The sequence below is a fragment of the bacterium genome (assembly GCA_008933615.1).
In the GTDB taxonomy this organism is placed as follows: Bacteria; CLD3; CLD3; order SB21; family SB21; genus SB21.
This window is the reverse complement of record WBUR01000003.1, coordinates 134,000-151,453: the sequence shown is the minus strand read 5'-3', so window position 1 is coordinate 151,453 and position 17,454 is coordinate 134,000. Positions and strand designations below refer to the sequence as shown.

The window sequence follows — 17,454 nt, the reverse complement described above, 5'->3', positions numbered from 1 at the left end:
GGTGGATTTCATACGTTGTATGTTCGTGCAAAAGACGCCAATGGAAACTGGTCGGTTTTGAATGCAAAAGCTTTTTACAAAACGCCCGGTGGCGGCCCCGCTCTACCAAACGTAACGAAATTGGAATATTTTATCGACAACGATCCCGGGTTTGGCGCTGCGACCAATGTGGCAATTACTCTGGGTACAAACGTTATTCAAAACGGTATTGTGGTAGACATTTCATCGGTTGCGGGTGGATTTCATACATTGTATGCTCGAGCGAAAGATGCAAATGGGAACTGGTCGGTCTTGAATGCAAAAGCTTTTTACAAAACGCCGTCTATTAGTGATCCGCTGGCGAATGTGATCAAAATGGAATACTTCATTGATAAAGACCCCGGATTTGGTAATGCTGACTCAATTCCTGTTTCACCCGGAACGGACATTAGCAAAAATCATGTCATCGACTTGAGCGCTGTCAGCGGCGGTTTCCACACGTTATATCTTCGCGCTAAAGATTCCGATAACAACTGGTCAACTTTAAATGCCAATGCTTTTTACAAAACACCGGCATCCTCGCCAGCCGCGGCGCCGATCGTAGCGGTCGAATATTATTTTATAAAAACCGGTTTTACCTCGTCCGTCAATGTGTTCGATCAGTTTACAAAATCAACCAATGTCCAGCTCACTTTTAGCCCGCTTTTCACCGGGCTGGATGTAGACAGCGTTTACAATTTGCGCGTATATGCAAAGGACTCTATCGGCAGGCGTAGCCTGGAATACGATACGTCTTTAACTGTCAACGCGGCCTGGCTCGTTACGCCAAATAATGAACCTTTCGTGGCGCGCGGCCTGTCCGACCAAAATGTTTCCGAGGATTTTGGAAACCTGGCTGTAGCCAATTTAGACACAATTTTTTCCGATTCCGATATTCCCGGCGGCGACAGTTTGAGATACAGCGTGAGCGTGACAAATACTATTGTCAATGCCGTTATTGCCAATAATACATTAACTCTGAATTCCGTCGCCAACCTCAACGGAAATACTTTCGTGATCGTCACGGCTACGGACGACAGCGGAGCAGTGGGCAGGGATACGTTTGCAGTCACCCTTGCGGCGGTCAATGATCTGCCCATAGCATTGAACGACATCACAACGTCTACAGCCGGGGTTGGCAAAGTGATATCGGTATTAAACAACGACAGCGACATCGACGGCGACGGACTCACGATCACCTCAGTCAGCACGCCTCTCCACGGCGCGGCGGTGAAAAATGCCGGCGATACCACGATCACCTATACCGCGCTGATCACCTACAGCGGAAGCGATCAGTTTACTTACAGCATCAGCGACGGACAGGGCGGACTCGATACCGCCACGGTGAGCATCACCGTTACACCCGGAGGAACTCTCTCTTTATCTACATCCGTATTACAGAATCCGGCGCTATCCAAGTATGCAGATTTTTATGTCATCGCCGATACTACACTCACCGGTGTGCCGGCTGTTAAGTTATTTGTCGGCAGTGATTCCATTACCGTTGCCATGAGCGTCACCTCAAATATTCGCATATACAAAGGCGCGATCACTTTCACCCAGAGTGGAAATTATACGCTGCGCTCACAAGCCATCGCGGTGAACGGAGCCGGCAATACGGACTATCATGCGTTTAATGTCGCGTTATCTAAACCCGGATTATCTGCCACGCTATCGTCTCTCAACGGTAAAGCCTTGCTGAAAATCGGCTCACAAGCCGTGAAAGAAGAAACTTACTTTACCGCATTCCAGCATGAAGACGTTATGGAGATGACCTATGAATTCGGCCCGAATACCGCGTTACATGAGACGGTGGAACTTACCTTAACCTACGACCCATCTAACTGGCCGGATGCCGGTAAGCTTTTTATTTATCATAAAGAAAACGATAACTGGACAAGACTCAGAACACAGGTCTATACCGGTGAACTAAAGGTTAAAGCGAGAGTCGCTGCGCTGGGGAAATTCAAATTGGGATACGATGCTTCGTTTGAAGGAACCAATATCGTGCCTGCGGTATTTGCATTAAAGCAGAATTATCCTAATCCATTCAATCCATCGACCACAATCTCCTATGACGTTCCGGAGGATACGAAGCTGAACCTCACGATCTATAACCTGCTTGGACAGAAGGTGAGAACTTTGGTTTCCGGAAGCCAGATCGCGGGCAGTTATAAAACGTTATGGAATGGAACCAATGACCGGGGGCAAACCGTGGCCAGCGGAATTTACTTCTACCGGCTTGAAACACAGAGTTTTATCAAAACACAGAAAATGCTGCTCATCAAGTAATGAACAAAAAATAATGAGTAATAAAAACACAGCAGGACAAAACCATAAATCATCAATCGTAAATCGAATGAATCGTAAATCTAAAATCAAAAGTTTTATGAAAAACAAGAACCTACTCTTACTGTCAGTAACCTTAACATGGTTAATATCATGCGGAGGCGATGAAACAGCCGACACGACGTACCAAGATCTGATGACTCAGGGTTGGGTGTTCTTTGATAATGCTCAGTATGACAGCGCTCTCTCCCGCTTCACCTCGGCTAGAGATTATAATATCGAGCCTTCGGATGCGTACACCGCAAGAGGTTGGTGCTTTATGAAACTGGATAACCTCTCTTCGGCTGCAAGTGAATTTACCATAGCGAGCAATGCTTTGGATCCTGCGGCTGAACTCTATGCCGGGTGGGCATTCACATTGAATGCTCAGAAGAATTACGTTTCATCCAACACACAAGCTTCCCAGGCATTGCTTGCGGCGCCGAACTGGATATTTCCCCACGCCCTCAACTTAAACGCAGATCACCTGCACTTGCTTAAAGCGGAGAATTACTTTGCACTTGGTGATTACACAAACAGTTTATTAGAGGTTAATAACCTTACTTCCTTTTCTGTTGATGTGTCCACCTCCGGCGGGCAGGCGGCGCTCGCAGCTAAAATAGAACAACTCAAAACAACGTTGTAAAACAATTTCAAATGTTTTTCTGACTAATCAATGTGTGAATAAATAGAAACTCTATCTTCTTTTTTCACACATGTCGATTCTCTCCATCCAGTATAAATAATCATTTACAATATGGTATGAAAATTGTGTATCCATAAACCGGTAATAAAAATCAAGGAGCTGGTTTATGAAAAAGCAATTTTATGTGTGCGCTTTTGCGGCATTACTTCTTTACTTCATCGGATGTGCTCCGCTGCCGACATTTGTTCTTGATCCTGCTGATGGAAATTCAACATGGCTGCATGGAAAGCAGATTGTATCTAAATCGGACGGAAGTTTTGCGGTCGCTATCAGTTTTGAAGAAACCGAAGGCGCCAATCTTGTTTTTGACGTTAATATAAAAAATTTGTCCGATACAACGGCGCTGATCGAACCGGAGAAATTTTATTACAGAGGTCTGGCTCTAAAAAAAGACTCGCTCTACGAATCACGTTATCCGTCCTATGCGCTCGATCCTGAATTTCAACTACTCCAATTAGATCGCCAGATTGCTCACGAAAATGCCAATCGTGAAACGTCCGAAGGCCTTGATCTGTTTGTCGGACTATTGGGGGTTGCGGCGGACATTGCGACCATTAACGAGCCTAAGACCGAGGAACAGATTCGCAATGAAGAAGAAGCGGAGTTTGAAAGGGAAATGACTTCAAAAGCAGAAGCTGCGGAATACAGGCAGACGATACGTGATTTGAATGATTACCGAAGTTACTGGAAACGCGTTACGTTACGCAAAACCAGTTTAGGGCCAAATCAATCCGTGAGCGGTAAGGTCTATTTTGCGGCAAAGCCGTTTCCGCCGATGAAACGCATGAAAATGATTAAAATTTATTTTCCCGTAGGCGACAAACAATACGATTTTTTATTCAATCGAACAAAATACAAATGGTAGTCTAAGAATGAATAAAAAAAACTGTTTTGGACAAACCTAATCTCCAAACGAAATTCCAAGATCCCTCGCGGTCATGACAATATCGCAATCGAGTGGAACGGTTTTCATGCGGCGTGTCGCCTGATCGAGAGGAACATACTGAACCGTCGGCGGATCCAAGGCTACCATCACGTTCGATTTTCCTTCTTCGAGCGCGCGCACCGCCGCCGCGCCAAACCGTAATCCAAGCAGCCGGTCAAACGTTGTCGGACTTCCGCCGCGAAGCAAATGCCCAAGCACTACGCAGCGGGTTTCTTTCCCGGTCATTTCTTCCAGTTTATGCGCCACCAGATTGCCTATGCCGCCAAGACGTTCGGGGGAACCTAGCCGGCGTTCGATCACCGAAATATCTCCGCCGACGGCTTTGGCGCCCTCCGCGACGACTACGATCGAATGCTTTCTACCCTGACGCTGAAGAGCTTTTATCTTAGCGGCTACACGTTCCAGGTCAAATGGAATTTCCGGTATCAGTATGACATCGGCGCTTCCTGACACGCCTGATTCTAAAGCGATCCAACCCGCGTAACGGCCCATAACTTCCACTACCATGATCCTGCGATGTGATTCCGCAGTCGAATGAAGACGGTCCATGCACTCGGTTGCAAACGACACGGCAGAATCGAAACCGAAAGTAATAACTGTTTTGTCAAGATCGTTATCAATCGTTTTCGGGACGCCAATGACACGAATACCTTTACCGGCCAGTTCATTTGCTATGGCTAAGGATCCGTCTCCGCCGACCGCGATCAGCGCGTCTATCCCGTTTTCCTTTAATCCTTCGATCAGTTCGCCGGAGCGGTCAAATTCCCTTATTACGCCTTCCTCATCCGGCATCGGATATTTCAGTGGATTTCCGCGGTTCGTTGTGCCCAGAATGGTTCCGCCCAAATGGGTAATATTTCGGACACGATCCCGAGTAAGCTGTATCAACCCTCCTTCCGGATATTGCTCCGGGAGAAATAATCCGTTATATCCGTCCCGAATTCCGAAACACTCCCACCCCCGATTCAATGCGGCATAAACTGCGCCCCGAATAACGGCATTAAGCCCCGGCGCGTCGCCTCCGCCTGTATTTATCGCAATACGTCTAATTATGTTATTGTCTTTGCGTGTCATAAATCCTCCGTTCAGTCAGCCATCATTAAAATGCGGTGTAATTTATTGAAATTTGATTTAAAATCAAAAAAGGAATTTGTCTCAATTTAATAGTGCTTGAATATGAACCGATGCACCGTTATTTTTAACAAAATCAGGTGAGTTGTCAAGTAGCAAAAAATAATAGAACGCGGATGACACGGATTTAACTGATTACCGCTGATATAGACGCAACTGCACATATCGATATTGCCATATTCGGCTGATAAAACCCGTCTAATCAACGTTATCTGTGTTCTATTTGTAAATATCTACACGGGACTTACAAGGGCTTAAAGAAGTAAATATGACACAAGAAATTGAAATATACATTCAGGCGCGTTATCCCGTCATTTACCTCGTATCTTGGGAGGAAGACCGCATATTAAAAACGCTGGATGATGTTGCCGTCCATCTTCGAAAAATGTTATACGTCTGGACGCAAACGCGCGGCGTATATAACTATGTTCTGCCGGAACAAATCGACGATTCCAAATCCGATCCGGAATTGATCCTGAATCATATTGCATCAAGCCCGGAAAATGCGATTTTTGTGTTGTTCGATTTTCACGCATTTATAGAGAACATAGGCATCCGCCGTCAACTCCGCGATCTTGCCAAGTCGCTTCGCAAAAGCAACAAAACCATCGTCATTGTCGCGCCGAGCATGAATATTCCGCTGGAACTCTCTAAAGATATTGCCGTCATCGATTTTGATCTTCCCCATATCGGCGAATTATCCCAATCGTTTGAATCTGCTTTAAAGGTATTGAATAAACGCCGCGACGTAAAACTTGAGCTCACGCCCGCTATTACTGAAAAGCTGCTCAAAGCGGCGCAAGGTCTGACGTTGGTTGAATTTGAAAACGTACTCGCAAAATCGGTCGTACATCGTAAAGCCATTGATGAAGACACGATCCTGGAAGTTCTGGAAGAAAAAAAACAAGTCATACGTAAATCAAGCACGTTGGAGTTTTTTTCGCCCGATGAAAATTTTGATCAGGTCGGCGGTTTGGAAAATTTGAAATCATGGCTCACTAAACGCGCGGAAGCATTTACCGATCGCGCAGCTGAGTTCGGGCTTCCCACTCCGAAAGGCCTGATGTTGGTTGGAACGCAGGGTTGCGGCAAAAGCCTGACTGCAAAGGCGGTCGCGTCGCATTGGAATCTGCCGTTACTGAAACTCGATGTGGGCAGCGTATTTAGCGGCATCGTCGGATCATCTGAAGCCAACATCCGCCACGCGATAAAAGTTGCAGAGTCTATCAGCCCCTGCATCTTGTGGATCGATGAAATTGAAAAAGGTTTCTCCGGGATGGCGAGTTCCAATTTTAGCGACGGAGGAACTGCCGCGCGGGTATTCGGAACCTTCACGACATGGCTTCAGGAAAAGAAAAAACCTGTTTTTGTGATTGCCACGTCCAACGATATTACCGTGCTTCCGCCGGAAATTCTACGCAAAGGCCGGTTCGATGAAATATTTTTTGTTGATCTACCGGAACAAGCGGAACGAGAAGCTATCTTCAAAATTCATCTTAAGAAGCGACGCCGCGATCCTAAACAATTCGATTGTGTAAAGCTGGCTCATGTGTGCGATGGATTTAGCGGAGCTGAAATCGAGGAAGCTATCATAACAGCCTTATATGATGCATTCGAAGAAAACCGTGAATTGACTACCGAAGATATCGGTCTGAGTATTAAAAATACAGTACCGCTTTCCCGCGTATTGGCAGAGCAGGTCGGCGCCTTACGTGCCTGGGCGGAGAAGCGTGCCCGGAGAGCTTCTCCGTCACGCGGTTCAATGCCGGGAATCGATCTGGACAGGTTTAGTGTGAATTAAGGTAATTAAATCATCCACGAATTACACAAATCAAGACCTGTGAATCAAGAATTCAAGTATTGATTTATGAAACAAATCTATCTGATTTTACTTCCGCTCATCCTTTTTGCTTGCGCTCCTCATTTTCCTGACGTAATGCCTGGTTCAACTCAAATGCTAAAAGGGCCCGATAACAGAATGGCACTATTGTCGGTCCCGGCAGATTACACTCCTAAGAAAAGACATATACTTTTTATAGCTTTGCATGGCGGCGGAGATATAGCGCCGGCATTCCATGATTTGTGGAAAATCGTTTGTGATTCTCTTGGAATTATTTTGCTCACACCTCAAGGCACTGAAAAGTCAGAGATCGGTTTTGGCTGGACATTGACCGGAAATTCTGAGAGCTTCTTGAGGAGCATTGTTGAAGAAGCGCGGAAAAGAGTTAATATCGATCCGGATCGCATATACATTGGAGGATTTTCAGCCGGCGGTAGTCTGGCTTATTACATGGCTCTGCGATATCCTCACATATTCTCAGGAGTCATTGCTCTCGGAGCATCGTTTCAGAATGAATGGATTAGTCTGGCTAAACCGAACGATCTTCTAAAACGTCAACGTATTTACATAGGACACGGGGACCTTGAATCTAATATTGATAATGTTTCTCAATCGAAAGATCTGTTGAAGCAGGCAGGAGTAACCGTAGATTTCTCTGTTTATAAAAACACGGGTCATGCAATTCCGGAACCCAAATTAGATGAATTGCTTCGTGCTTTAAGATTTATTACAGAAAAATAAAATTACCACCGTTCAGAATACGACCTAATTATGTACCCTTTTTTGGTAACACGGGGAAATTGTTTTTTTATAAGTTCGTATATGTGCGGTTTATTGGACAACACGACAAAACCGCGATTAGGAATATTGTTCAATAATTCAAAAAATTCATACGTTAATTCTCTTTCGTCTCCCTTCTCCTCCAGATAATAAATATTTCTCCACGGTAAATTTTTTATTACCGGTTTTGCTAATCGTTCTGCCTCAAAAGAAATGACCTTGAATGCCGGCAGGTCTTTGGGAACATACAGGGAAAACGTTTCCGGCAATTCTAAAAACGATTTGACGTTGTCGTCCAACTCAAAACCGAAGCCGTTAACAATAAAAAAAACTTCTTTTCCGGATGGACGTATTCTTGGGCTGACGACCATATCCATCCGCTCGTAAATCACACCGTCTTTGCCGATATCGATACCAAAATCAACCGCGCCCGCTTGTCTTCCTATTTTCTCATTAACGCTCAGAATTTCCCAATCAAGCTTGTTGGCCAGTTTTGTCAGATCTAAATTAAACAAAGTACTTGGAAAATATTTTGGGATCTGAACGATCTTCCGCATATACATCACATTATCGAGCTGCACACGGTCGTTTCGAATCCATCCCGGCTGAATATCGAATTCCCCTATCATTAATGAATCAATCAGCGTGTCTAAGGGCGCGTATTCGACCAGGTCATCTTCATCTACGCCAACGGTCACTTGTCGTGAAGAAAAATTTACCGATGGCCTTCTGGAACCGTCGGGTGATTCTGTGAGGTAGGCGATAATATTGCCCGCGATAAGAAGCATCGCGGCGACGGTTAAAACTTTTAGTAAAAAAATCTTATTTTGTAATTTCGCAAACATGCCGTCCTAGGTGTGATGAAGAACCTTAAGAAGGCGAACTATCAAAAATATATTTTAATAAGTTCACGTAATTTTCTGTCATGGTCACTTTACGGCGTGCCATGACGGTGCGGGCAACTTCAATGGCTTTATCTAAACGGTAACGCTGAACGTCTTTCGAATCGACCCAGGCAAATGACGGAATAGTTTTAGGTGGAAATCCGGCCCCGAAAATATTGGATGAGACGCCGACCACGGTGCCTGTATTAAACATCGTGTTAATACCGCTCTTGGAGTGGTCGCCCATTATGAGCCCGATGAACATGCTGCCTGTGTAGATATCTTTATCGTTTAGTGTAACGCTGACGTTCCCGTAATTATTTTTCAGATCGCTGGTGTTGGTATCAGCGCCCAGATTACACCATTCACCGATATAAGAATGGCCAAGAAAACCGTCATGCTGTTTATTACTATATCCATGCATGATCGAGGATTCTACTTCTCCGCCCACTTTGCACACGGGGCCGATGGCCGTTCCTTCATATATTTTAGCTCCCGCTTTGATGATCGAATTATCGCCAATGTAGCACGGACCTTCAATGACTGCATTTGGCATTACCGTTACATTTTCTCCAATAATGATCGGACCGTGTTCCGCATCCAAAACAACGCCGGGTTTTATAATAGAATTGTTTCCAATGGAAATATGGCCGGATTCGATCAGATGAACTCCCTCATGAAGCTTGCCGTCCATTCGTTTTTTATTGTTGAAATCGCGGGTGATCATTTCCGGGTTGTGCGTGATCAAGTCCCAAGGATATCGAATAACCGTCGCGTCGCAGTTTTCTTTTTTTGTGGACAATGCATTCCAGAATGCAACGGTAACGTCTTGATGAACTAACGTTACGTTAGAATCAGAAGTGATTTTCTTAAATAGAGATTCATCGAATAAAACGGACCCATTGATATACAAACAAGGGCCTTCAATCAGCAAATTGATAGGAATGGCGGGGTATTTTTCTTTGAGCACGGGAACAATATGATCTCTGCACTTAAATACAAGACGCGCATCCGGAAAGAATCGGCGAATACGTTCCGCCAGCGACATCGATCCGCATAATAATTCAAATACCGGACGGGTATACGTCAGAGGATAGAGATTGGCATAATATTCGTCTTCATAGATGCAGATAGTTTTTGGAAGCATATCGATTTACGATTTTGGATTTATGATTGGCGATTGAGTCATTTAGTCATTGGGTCATTTATTCATTATTCGTAACTATTCAGCCGTCCTAATACTTTTCGACTCATCAAGGATTGATTGGAATCAAAATAGAAATCAATATCTGAAACCACTGTTGTCATTCTGTAAGAATCTTTTTTTTTTGAAAATCCGACCTGTGATTCAAGATGATCCTTGCAGGATGACACGATTGGCATTTTGGACTTATCACTAAGTGGTTAGCATTATTCTCAGTATCTGGTAAAGATTCAACGAGCCGAATTACCCTTAAGGCTAAATTCTTCGTCCTTTGTTTAAAAATCTCCTCATTCATACAAAATCGCAACTCTCGATCGTAAATCTACAATCCAAAATCATAAATCCTTATGCAAACCCCAACTTATTCATATCCTGTCCGCCGTCTCGTAAAAAAGCAACCGGATCGGAAACGCCGAAATGTTCTTTTGTAAGAAAAGGTTCTCCGTATTTTTTGTCGATCAGCGAACCGAAATGCCTGGCCCGGTTTTCGATGCTTTCCCTAAATTCCGGCGTACTAATAAACGTTACCGGTTCTTCGCTTTGATAATCCGGATTGTAAAACTGCGACGCAAACGCCGCCATGGCTTTCATTTTGATTTCCAACGTATCCGATATGTCCACGATGAACATATTACTGCCTTCGGCTCTGGAAAATTCGTACCTCGCCGCATAATAGATCACGCGCTTCGGACGAAACGCTTTTTGTTCCTGTCCGTTATCGGATGTAGTCGTCTTGGCTAAGCCTGAATAAAAGGCCGCTTCACGCACTAAATGACTCGCATGAATATGATCAGGATGGCGGTCGTTCCAATATTGCGTAAAAACAAAATCGGGACAATATTTGCGGATGATTTGAATGATTTTCAGCTGGTTTTCATGGGTATTCTTGAATACCGTATCGGGTAGCCCGCAGTTTTCACGAACCTCCACGCCCAGAATATCGGCTGCGTCCTGCGCTTCTTTATCGCGCATCTCCGCGCTTCCCCGCGTGCCCGCTTCTCCGCGCGTCAGGTCGCAGATTCCAACTTTATGCCCGAGTTTGACCAATTTGGCGACCGTGCCACCTGCTGACAACTCTACATCGTCCGGATGAGCCCCGAAAAACATTGCGTCTAATTTCATTATGATATCTTTTGAATGAAAATCTTTAAACAATAATACTAACTTTACAAACAAAAATCTTTAAAAAAACGCCAAAACCCTGCTTTTTACCTGTTCTAAAAAATGTATAAAACTATTCGTTGTGAACTGATAGACGTGAAAAACGATTTTCAATCAGCACCTTATAGTCTGCTTTAAATTTGTTATTCAAAAAACTAATGTCGATAAAGGCCATCCATTGGGGTTTAACTTTTTTCATTTTGGCAAATATATTTTCCTGCTGTTTCTCGTCCAGATTCAGCGTATCAAATGCCGCTATAAAATCGCTCCGTCTTATCTTTTTCTTTTTTCCATTCAGGCTCAGCGCCATGTCCTCGTCATCCGCAGGATTAACCAATGCCGTGGCTACCATATCGTAGGCTGGTGAAAGCCCGTGGCCTATTCCGGCTCGTTTAATCAGTGAAAAGTTTTTAAGGTGCATGTCCGCATTCCCGGTAAGAAATGAAAACAGGACCTGTTCGAAAAAATTTACTACGTCCAATCCCGGATTAGACGAAAATTTCTGAATAACTTTTGCAATTTGTTCATAAGAACCAAGGTACTTGTTTTCGGTCAATCGCTCGGTTAGTTGGCACATATCTTCCATGGGTATCTTCTCTTGGTTGTCTCGGTCGATGCGCTTTGTGATGTACGCCAGATTACCGGATTGTAAACGAATCAAACTGTGCGGAACTGCGTCAATTTTAGCAATATCTGCCAAATGCATAGTCAGATCTTCCACCTCCGGCAATTGAGGATAGTGTGGCGTTGGCGGTTTTAAAATATAGCCTCCCCACAAACCGACTATGGTAAATCGTTTGGGGCCATTCTTATTTTCGCCCGATGCAAGATGTAAAGATAATTTTGGTTGTACTCCGGTTACCGTCATTTGACGCTTAATAACCTGCGTGGCAAGCTCTTCCATTTTGTCTTCATGATATGGCAACATGGGCGCTTGCTGCTGTCCGAATATCTTTTTACTGCACCGCGCATGAAAATCTTGTTTCTGTTCAGCCAACGGCAAGTAGCAATATAAACACCGTCTCATGATTTTTATTTTTCATTTACGGGATGAACACTCACGGCGCCAATACAGTCCATGCAGCACGCCAGTAAGAGGCCCATCCGGTCACGGGAGTTTAATTTCCAGTTTTTTTCCGCAATATCCAGCAGCCATCCTTCAGGAATCAACCCATCAAAAAATGGAAACATTACTTTGTCGGTAAAGGACGCTTCTTGCAACGGTAATGTGAGGCTTATCGGCTCTCTGTCTTCTGATCGCAAATAGATCGGATCATATTCAAAATGATATCCGTTTTCATCCTGCGTGAGCCAACCCGCTGTTATACCTTGTATTTTTATTTCTGCTTTTCGCATTATTTTTTTATGGGTTATGGATCTGTGCCCGCTGTTTTCTTAACCGGCCCTATTTCGTAGCCAAATAATTGCAGTACCTGATTCACTTTGTCTAATCGCAGGGTCTCTTTACCTTGTTCCAGTTCTCGAACAAAGCGCAATCCAACACCCGCTTTTTCGGCAAGTTCCGGCTGTGTCAGTCCCACTGCATTTCTTTTTTCCTTCACTAGTTTACTCAATGTCATAATTTATACCCTTTAGGGTGCATAGTATTCTATTTTACTTAAAATACACCCTTTAGGGTATAAATGCAATGTAAATTTGTGAAATATACCCTATAAGGTATAAATAATGGATATGAGCTCTATATTACACCCGTTCAAATATAATACGTTGCAGTAAACAGCTAGTGAAATGTATGTGGTAACAATTCTCCCGACCAAATGCTTTAAAGAAACGATCAACGAAATCTTGTTGCGCAACGTTAGTGTTCCGAATTCTCATAGCTGCATATTGGTTTTCTAATTGTACTTCTATCTATAAAAATCGTAGAACTACGTGTATGTATATTTAGTAAATCAGAAACAAACCGCATTACCCTTTGAAAGATGTCCATCTTTTCCTAGTTACCTATTTTAAAGATTTTCCTTCTTTTGCAATTTTGCCTTGTTTTTTAGCACTTCACCGATTATATTTGCTCGCTTAAATTTTACAGTGTTGGCTCTGTAGCTCAGTTGGTAGAGCAGAGGACTGAAAATCCTTGTGTCGACGGTTCAATTCCGCCCGGAGCCACTTATAGACCTTCAAGAGAAATCTTGGAGGTTTTTTTGTACTTCTGTTGCTGAGTTCTGCCGATGGGTCGAAAGATCTTTGTATCGATAGTTCTCAGCCGGAGGCTGATCCGCCTCTGGGCGGAAATTCCGCCCAGAGCCTCACTTCAATCCCAAAAGTCTTTTACTTTTATGGATTTTTTATTTATAATGACATCGTCATAACCATGAAAATCATCAGTCCATGCAAAATAATCAAGAATCACGCTTCATACTTATAGCACTCGTTTTCGCCGTTCTATTCGGCGTCTGGTTTTTTACCATCAAGGATGTTTTTTCGCCATTTATTCTTTCATTGATCATGATCGCATTCTTATTGCCGTTCCGGGAACATAAGTCGATTCGAGTACTGATCGCAATGGTGTTTACTTTGTTCATGGTTTGGCTTTTTTATTATCTTAAAGATATTATCACGCCTTTTATTATTTCATTTGCTTTAGCTTATTTATTTGACCCCGTCGTAGATATTCTCGAAAAACGTAAAATATCCCGTACGTTTTCGATCATGATCATCACGATTCTCGTTTTAGGTTTGCTCACTCTCGCAGGGCTCGTTGTCATACCGCAATTTGCCGGGGAAATTCAAAAACTCACCACGACTTTCCCGTCGTATGATGAATTAAAAGAACGGCTGCGCTCGGAGTCTTTGGCATTTTTAGGGCGCTTTGGCATCGATGTAGATCATTTGATCGCCGTGATGGAAGCTGAAACAACGCAGAAAATAAATGACTTCATTCGGCACTTTACCGAACGTGCCCAGGATATATCTTCTTCATTAAGCTCCTTGATGAATCAATTGATCAACTTTATTCTGATTCCTTTTGTGACATTTTATTTTTTGAGGGATTTTGATCAATTAATAAAATATGCAAGGGAAAAAACGCCGGAGCGCCACACGGAACGCGCTGAAAAAATCTATTCCCGTGTAGACTCGATTCTAAGTTTATACATTCGCGGAAAAATATTAGCGGCTTTTATTATCGCTATGGTCACCTGGGTAGTCCTGGAAATACTAGGCGTCCAATTTGGGCTGATTCTGGGTTTGGTCACCGGATTCCTGAGTATTATTCCGTATGTCGGACCCATCCTGACCTTTTTCGTAGGCATCGTTTTAGGATTAATAAACCCATCTCCAGAATCTAGCATCATAAAAATCCTGGCGGTACTCGGTGTTATCCAGATACTCGATTTGATAATCATTTCGCCAAAGGTAGTCGGAGAAAAATTAGGGTTGCACCCTGTTCTACTGATATTCTCGTTGCTGGTATTCGGTAAATTACTGGGTATCCTAGGCTTGCTCATATCCATACCGGTAACGGCGATCCTGAAAGTATTCGTAATGGAGTGGTATGAACAAAGTTTTTTGAAACAGGAATTCTTGCGTGATGAAAGAATAAAAAAACCGGGCGATATAGTTTAGGGGTGGTATAGATCGCAGTAGTAATTAACCGTGAAGTTTTTGTGAAGTTAAATTAGTCGAGCTATCGGTCGCCGTTTGGTTGATCCAACCCGGTTGCCGCAATTAGAAATTTTCGCTATCAATAAACCGTTTCATTCTTTCGTAATCTTCTTTCGTGTCCAGGTCTAACAAGACCCCTTCGTCTTCCACCGGCAAAAATTTAACCGAAACACTATTTTTTTTTATTACGTCGTATAAAACTTTCTCACTGTGTTCATTCAAACATTGTTCTGAAAAAAACTTGTCAAGCAATACCGGATGGCCTTTTTTACCGTGATACGTAGGGATAATAATTGTTTTTTGTGAGAAAGCCCCGATCATCTCCCGCACCGTATTGACATCAAAAAGCGGTATATCCGCCGGCGTAATGAACACGGCGTCTGTGGATAGGCTTATGCACTCAAGTCCCTTTTTTACGGACGAACTCATACCGGCCTCGTAATCAGGATTATCAACGTATTTTATTTTTGGAGCTGTTTTTTGTTTTTGGAATTCAGGTTTAAATTTACCGGTAACGATAACAACTTCATCAATGGCGTCAAGAAAAAATTTATGCATAGTATGCTCAAGTATAGATTTATTTCCCAGCGGCAAAGATAGTTTATCAGAACCCAGGCGTGAAGATGTACCGGCGGCTAAAATGACGACAGAAAATCGGTTAGTCATCGGCTATGGCATTTTGAAGACGGTTGTTGAACGAATGGTCAGCACCGGGCAATGCGCTTTCCTTACTACTTTTTCAGTCACGCTGCCCAAAAGAATGTGTTCCAAGGCGCTCCGGCCATGCGTAGACAATACGATCAGATCGGCGTTTTTTTCTTTTGCGGTTTGAATAATCTCAATGAAGGGCTTTCCCTGCGCAAGAATCGTTTCAACCGGAATGGCGCCAAACTCAGTTTCATGTTCTTTGATCTGTTTGTCCAAAATACTTTGTAAAGACTGCTCGGCCACACCACGAACATTCTGTTCTAGTTCGATCAGATCGGGCATGCCCATTGGCGCATCAGAATAATAGACAATGGGCTCGAATACATGCATTAGATAAATCTTTGCCTGGAATGTCTTAGCTAAAGATAAAGCGTAATCCAAAGCATGGGATGCGGCTTCGGAAAAATCGGTAGGTACGACGATGTTCTTAATTGTAACCATGTTACCTCCCGCGTTAAGTGTAAGCTTAATTTACAAATGTTCTAAAGATTTCTCAAGTTGTTTTAACCGCACGGCGATATCCTCCGCTTCCATCCATATCGATATCCCTGCGACGCCATGCGCCCCGTGCTCTATCCACAGTCTGACGTTGTCTGAGTCAACGCCTCCAAGCGCGAAAACGGGCATGTTTACATTCGCGCAGGCTGATGTGAATTGCTCCGGTGTCAAAATCGTATGGCCTTGGGGTTTAGACGATGTCATCGCGACGGGGCCGAGCACCGCAAAATCAGCAGATCCCGCATACGCCGTTTGCAGTCTTTCCGTGGAATGAGCTGAAACACCCATTAATTTTTCATGCCCGATGATTTTTCTGACTTGGTCAACCGGCAGACTCTGTTCCGTCAGATGAACGCCATCCAGATCTAGCGCTAGCATTATGTCCACACGGTCATTGACAAATATTTTCACATGATGACCTTCGGCTAATTTTTTTATTTGTTCGCATAACCGGAATAGTTCGAGCGGTGAAAGATCTTTTTCACGGATTTGAATTGCCTTAAGTCCGCATGCAAAAGCATTTTCGATGTGATAAAGAAACCGGCCTTTCTTAATTCTCTTTCGATCCGTAATCGCATATAGACGAAAATCAATTTTCATGGCGGCGGAAGAAGTTATACTTCGTGAAAAAATATAATCCGATAATACCCGGAATGAGCACGTTGCTCAGAAATAACATGATTGATGCGTTGAATGCCGAGGATGCCGGAATGCCGTATTTACCAAAAAAATAGATCACCGCTCCTTCGCGCACACCTAAATCCATCACGGCAATGGGCAAAAGCGACTTCACCAACATAGCCGACGCCCCGGCCAGAAAGGATTCAACAGCCGTAAGGCCGGTGAATGCGTTGATAAAAAGAAAGAGTTGAAAAAGTATGATCAACTGAAATAGCATTGAGAAATAAAAACTCGGCATAAAATGCTGTTTCTTAAAATAATCCGATGCGGATATTAGTGAAAATATTTTTTCCCGAAATGGCGCGCGCGCAACCATTTTTTTTGACAGCTGTATTAGCGTGCGTAAGAAAGAAGGCTGGAAAACAAGAATCAACAGCAACACAACAAATAATACTGCCATGATCATAAAAAGAGACTTCGACCAAAGTGAAAAACTGAATTTGAACTCAATTAAGTAGAATAAGGATATAACGCCAAGCACGGATAACGCCCACAGCGAAAGAATCTTATCAATGATCGCCATGCCGGTTAACTGTGATTTTGATTGCGAACTAATAAACACGCCTTTACCGAGTTCACCCAGTCTTCCGGGAGTAACCAACCCGATTGAAAAACCGCACATAAGAGAGGTGAATATGGTGCTATTGGATATCTTTCTGTCCAGCAAGTGAACCAGATATCTCCATTTATAATATTGAATGAAAATATTCGGGACTGTCATCGCCATCCCCGCGGCGAGCGGCAACCAAATCACATCTTTAAATTCTGCCTGTATCTCTGTGAACTGGATCTTGTTAAAAATGAGCGCAACAATACCTAAGGTCACGAGCAGTTTGAATAAAAAAAACCATCTGCTGCGCGGTTGGCTGCTGTGGCCAAATTGCATTTCCTCCGGAGAAGTTCCTGGTGAAACTGTATTTTCTGATAGGTCGGATTTCATAATTA

The 17,454-nt window shown here is 43.5% G+C and carries 17 protein-coding genes, 1 tRNA gene and 1 pseudogene; 7 read left to right on the top strand and 12 right to left on the bottom strand.

Annotation, left to right across the window (positions count from 1 at the left end):
• The 3 genes from F9K33_02145 to F9K33_02135 form a co-directional block, all read left to right on the top strand.
• Positions 1 to 2,310, top strand: a 2,310-nt coding sequence (locus F9K33_02145) for a T9SS type A sorting domain-containing protein (protein KAB2881295.1), incomplete at its 5' end; no start/stop codon positions are given.
• Between the two features lie 13 nt (positions 2,311 to 2,323).
• Positions 2,324 to 2,992: a hypothetical protein gene (locus F9K33_02140; GenBank protein KAB2881294.1), complete on the top strand. Its 669-nt coding sequence runs from the start codon at positions 2,324 to 2,326 to the stop codon at positions 2,990 to 2,992.
• 166 nt (positions 2,993 to 3,158) lie between these two features.
• The gene (locus F9K33_02135; protein KAB2881293.1) at positions 3,159 to 3,917 is read left to right on the top strand and encodes a hypothetical protein; all 759 of its coding nucleotides are present in this window, start codon (positions 3,159 to 3,161) and stop codon (positions 3,915 to 3,917) included.
• 36 nt (positions 3,918 to 3,953) lie between these two features.
• Here F9K33_02135 and F9K33_02130 read toward each other — a convergent pair whose 3' ends face one another.
• Positions 3,954 to 5,072, bottom strand: coding sequence for an ATP-dependent 6-phosphofructokinase (locus F9K33_02130; GenBank protein ID KAB2881292.1), 1,119 nt, complete (start codon positions 5,070 to 5,072; stop codon positions 3,954 to 3,956).
• A gap of 325 nt (positions 5,073 to 5,397) precedes the next feature.
• Here F9K33_02130 and F9K33_02125 point away from each other — a divergent pair, with 325 nt between their 5' ends.
• A complete protein-coding gene (locus tag F9K33_02125; GenBank protein ID KAB2881291.1) occupies positions 5,398 to 6,930 on the top strand; it encodes an AAA family ATPase in 1,533 nt (510 codons plus the stop codon).
• A gap of 66 nt (positions 6,931 to 6,996) precedes the next feature.
• A complete protein-coding gene (locus F9K33_02120) occupies positions 6,997 to 7,710 on the top strand; it encodes an alpha/beta hydrolase fold domain-containing protein (GenBank protein ID KAB2881290.1) in 714 nt (237 codons plus the stop codon).
• A 2-nt stretch (positions 7,711 to 7,712) separates the two neighbouring features.
• Here the strand turns inward: F9K33_02120 and F9K33_02115 are convergent, their stop codons facing one another.
• The 7 genes and pseudogenes from F9K33_02115 to F9K33_02085 all read right to left on the bottom strand — a co-directional run bounded on the left by F9K33_02115 (position 7,713) and on the right by F9K33_02085 (position 12,578).
• Positions 7,713 to 8,594 carry a hypothetical protein gene (locus tag F9K33_02115; GenBank protein KAB2881289.1) on the bottom strand — a complete coding sequence of 294 codons (882 nt, stop codon included), beginning with the start codon at positions 8,592 to 8,594 and terminating at the stop codon, positions 7,713 to 7,715.
• Between the two features lie 25 nt (positions 8,595 to 8,619).
• Entirely contained in the window at positions 8,620 to 9,780 is a 1,161-nt protein-coding gene (locus F9K33_02110; GenBank protein ID KAB2881288.1) for a hypothetical protein, read from the bottom strand.
• A 271-nt stretch (positions 9,781 to 10,051) separates the two neighbouring features.
• A pseudogene (locus F9K33_02105) lies at positions 10,052 to 10,132 on the bottom strand (four helix bundle protein).
• Positions 10,133 to 10,182: 50 nt separating this feature from the next.
• On the bottom strand, positions 10,183 to 10,959 hold the full coding sequence (gene bshB1, locus F9K33_02100) for a bacillithiol biosynthesis deacetylase BshB1 (GenBank protein KAB2881287.1): 777 nt from the start codon (positions 10,957 to 10,959) through the stop codon (positions 10,183 to 10,185).
• Positions 10,960 to 11,071: 112 nt separating this feature from the next.
• Positions 11,072 to 12,025, bottom strand: coding sequence for a HipA domain-containing protein (locus F9K33_02095; protein ID KAB2881286.1), 954 nt, complete (start codon positions 12,023 to 12,025; stop codon positions 11,072 to 11,074).
• 5 nt (positions 12,026 to 12,030) lie between these two features.
• On the bottom strand, positions 12,031 to 12,354 hold the full coding sequence (locus tag F9K33_02090) for a phosphatidylinositol kinase (protein ID KAB2881285.1): 324 nt from the start codon (positions 12,352 to 12,354) through the stop codon (positions 12,031 to 12,033).
• A gap of 14 nt (positions 12,355 to 12,368) precedes the next feature.
• Complete coding sequence (locus tag F9K33_02085) at positions 12,369 to 12,578, bottom strand: helix-turn-helix transcriptional regulator (protein ID KAB2881284.1); 210 nt, start codon at positions 12,576 to 12,578, stop codon at positions 12,369 to 12,371.
• Between the two features lie 474 nt (positions 12,579 to 13,052).
• Here F9K33_02085 and F9K33_02080 point away from each other — a divergent pair.
• Both F9K33_02080 and F9K33_02075 read left to right on the top strand, forming a co-directional pair.
• Positions 13,053 to 13,125, top strand: a tRNA-Phe gene (locus F9K33_02080).
• A gap of 222 nt (positions 13,126 to 13,347) precedes the next feature.
• Positions 13,348 to 14,583, top strand: a complete 1,236-nt coding sequence (locus F9K33_02075; GenBank protein KAB2881283.1) for an AI-2E family transporter — start codon at positions 13,348 to 13,350, stop codon at positions 14,581 to 14,583.
• A 102-nt stretch (positions 14,584 to 14,685) separates the two neighbouring features.
• On the opposite strand, the gene F9K33_02070 is transcribed toward F9K33_02075, so the two are convergent.
• Genes F9K33_02070 through F9K33_02055 form a run of 4 tightly spaced genes read right to left on the bottom strand, consistent with a single transcriptional unit; the run spans position 14,686 to position 17,449 of the window.
• Positions 14,686 to 15,288, bottom strand: a complete 603-nt coding sequence (locus F9K33_02070) for a nucleotidyltransferase family protein (protein KAB2881282.1) — start codon at positions 15,286 to 15,288, stop codon at positions 14,686 to 14,688.
• A gap of 3 nt (positions 15,289 to 15,291) precedes the next feature.
• A complete protein-coding gene (locus F9K33_02065) occupies positions 15,292 to 15,771 on the bottom strand; it encodes a universal stress protein (GenBank protein ID KAB2881281.1) in 480 nt (159 codons plus the stop codon).
• 30 nt (positions 15,772 to 15,801) lie between these two features.
• Entirely contained in the window at positions 15,802 to 16,428 is a 627-nt protein-coding gene (thiE, locus tag F9K33_02060; protein ID KAB2881280.1) for a thiamine phosphate synthase, read from the bottom strand.
• Complete coding sequence (locus F9K33_02055) at positions 16,418 to 17,449, bottom strand: flippase-like domain-containing protein (GenBank protein ID KAB2881279.1); 1,032 nt, start codon at positions 17,447 to 17,449, stop codon at positions 16,418 to 16,420. Before F9K33_02055 ends, thiE begins: the two co-directional genes overlap by 11 nt.
• Positions 17,450 to 17,454: the final 5 nt, after the last annotated feature.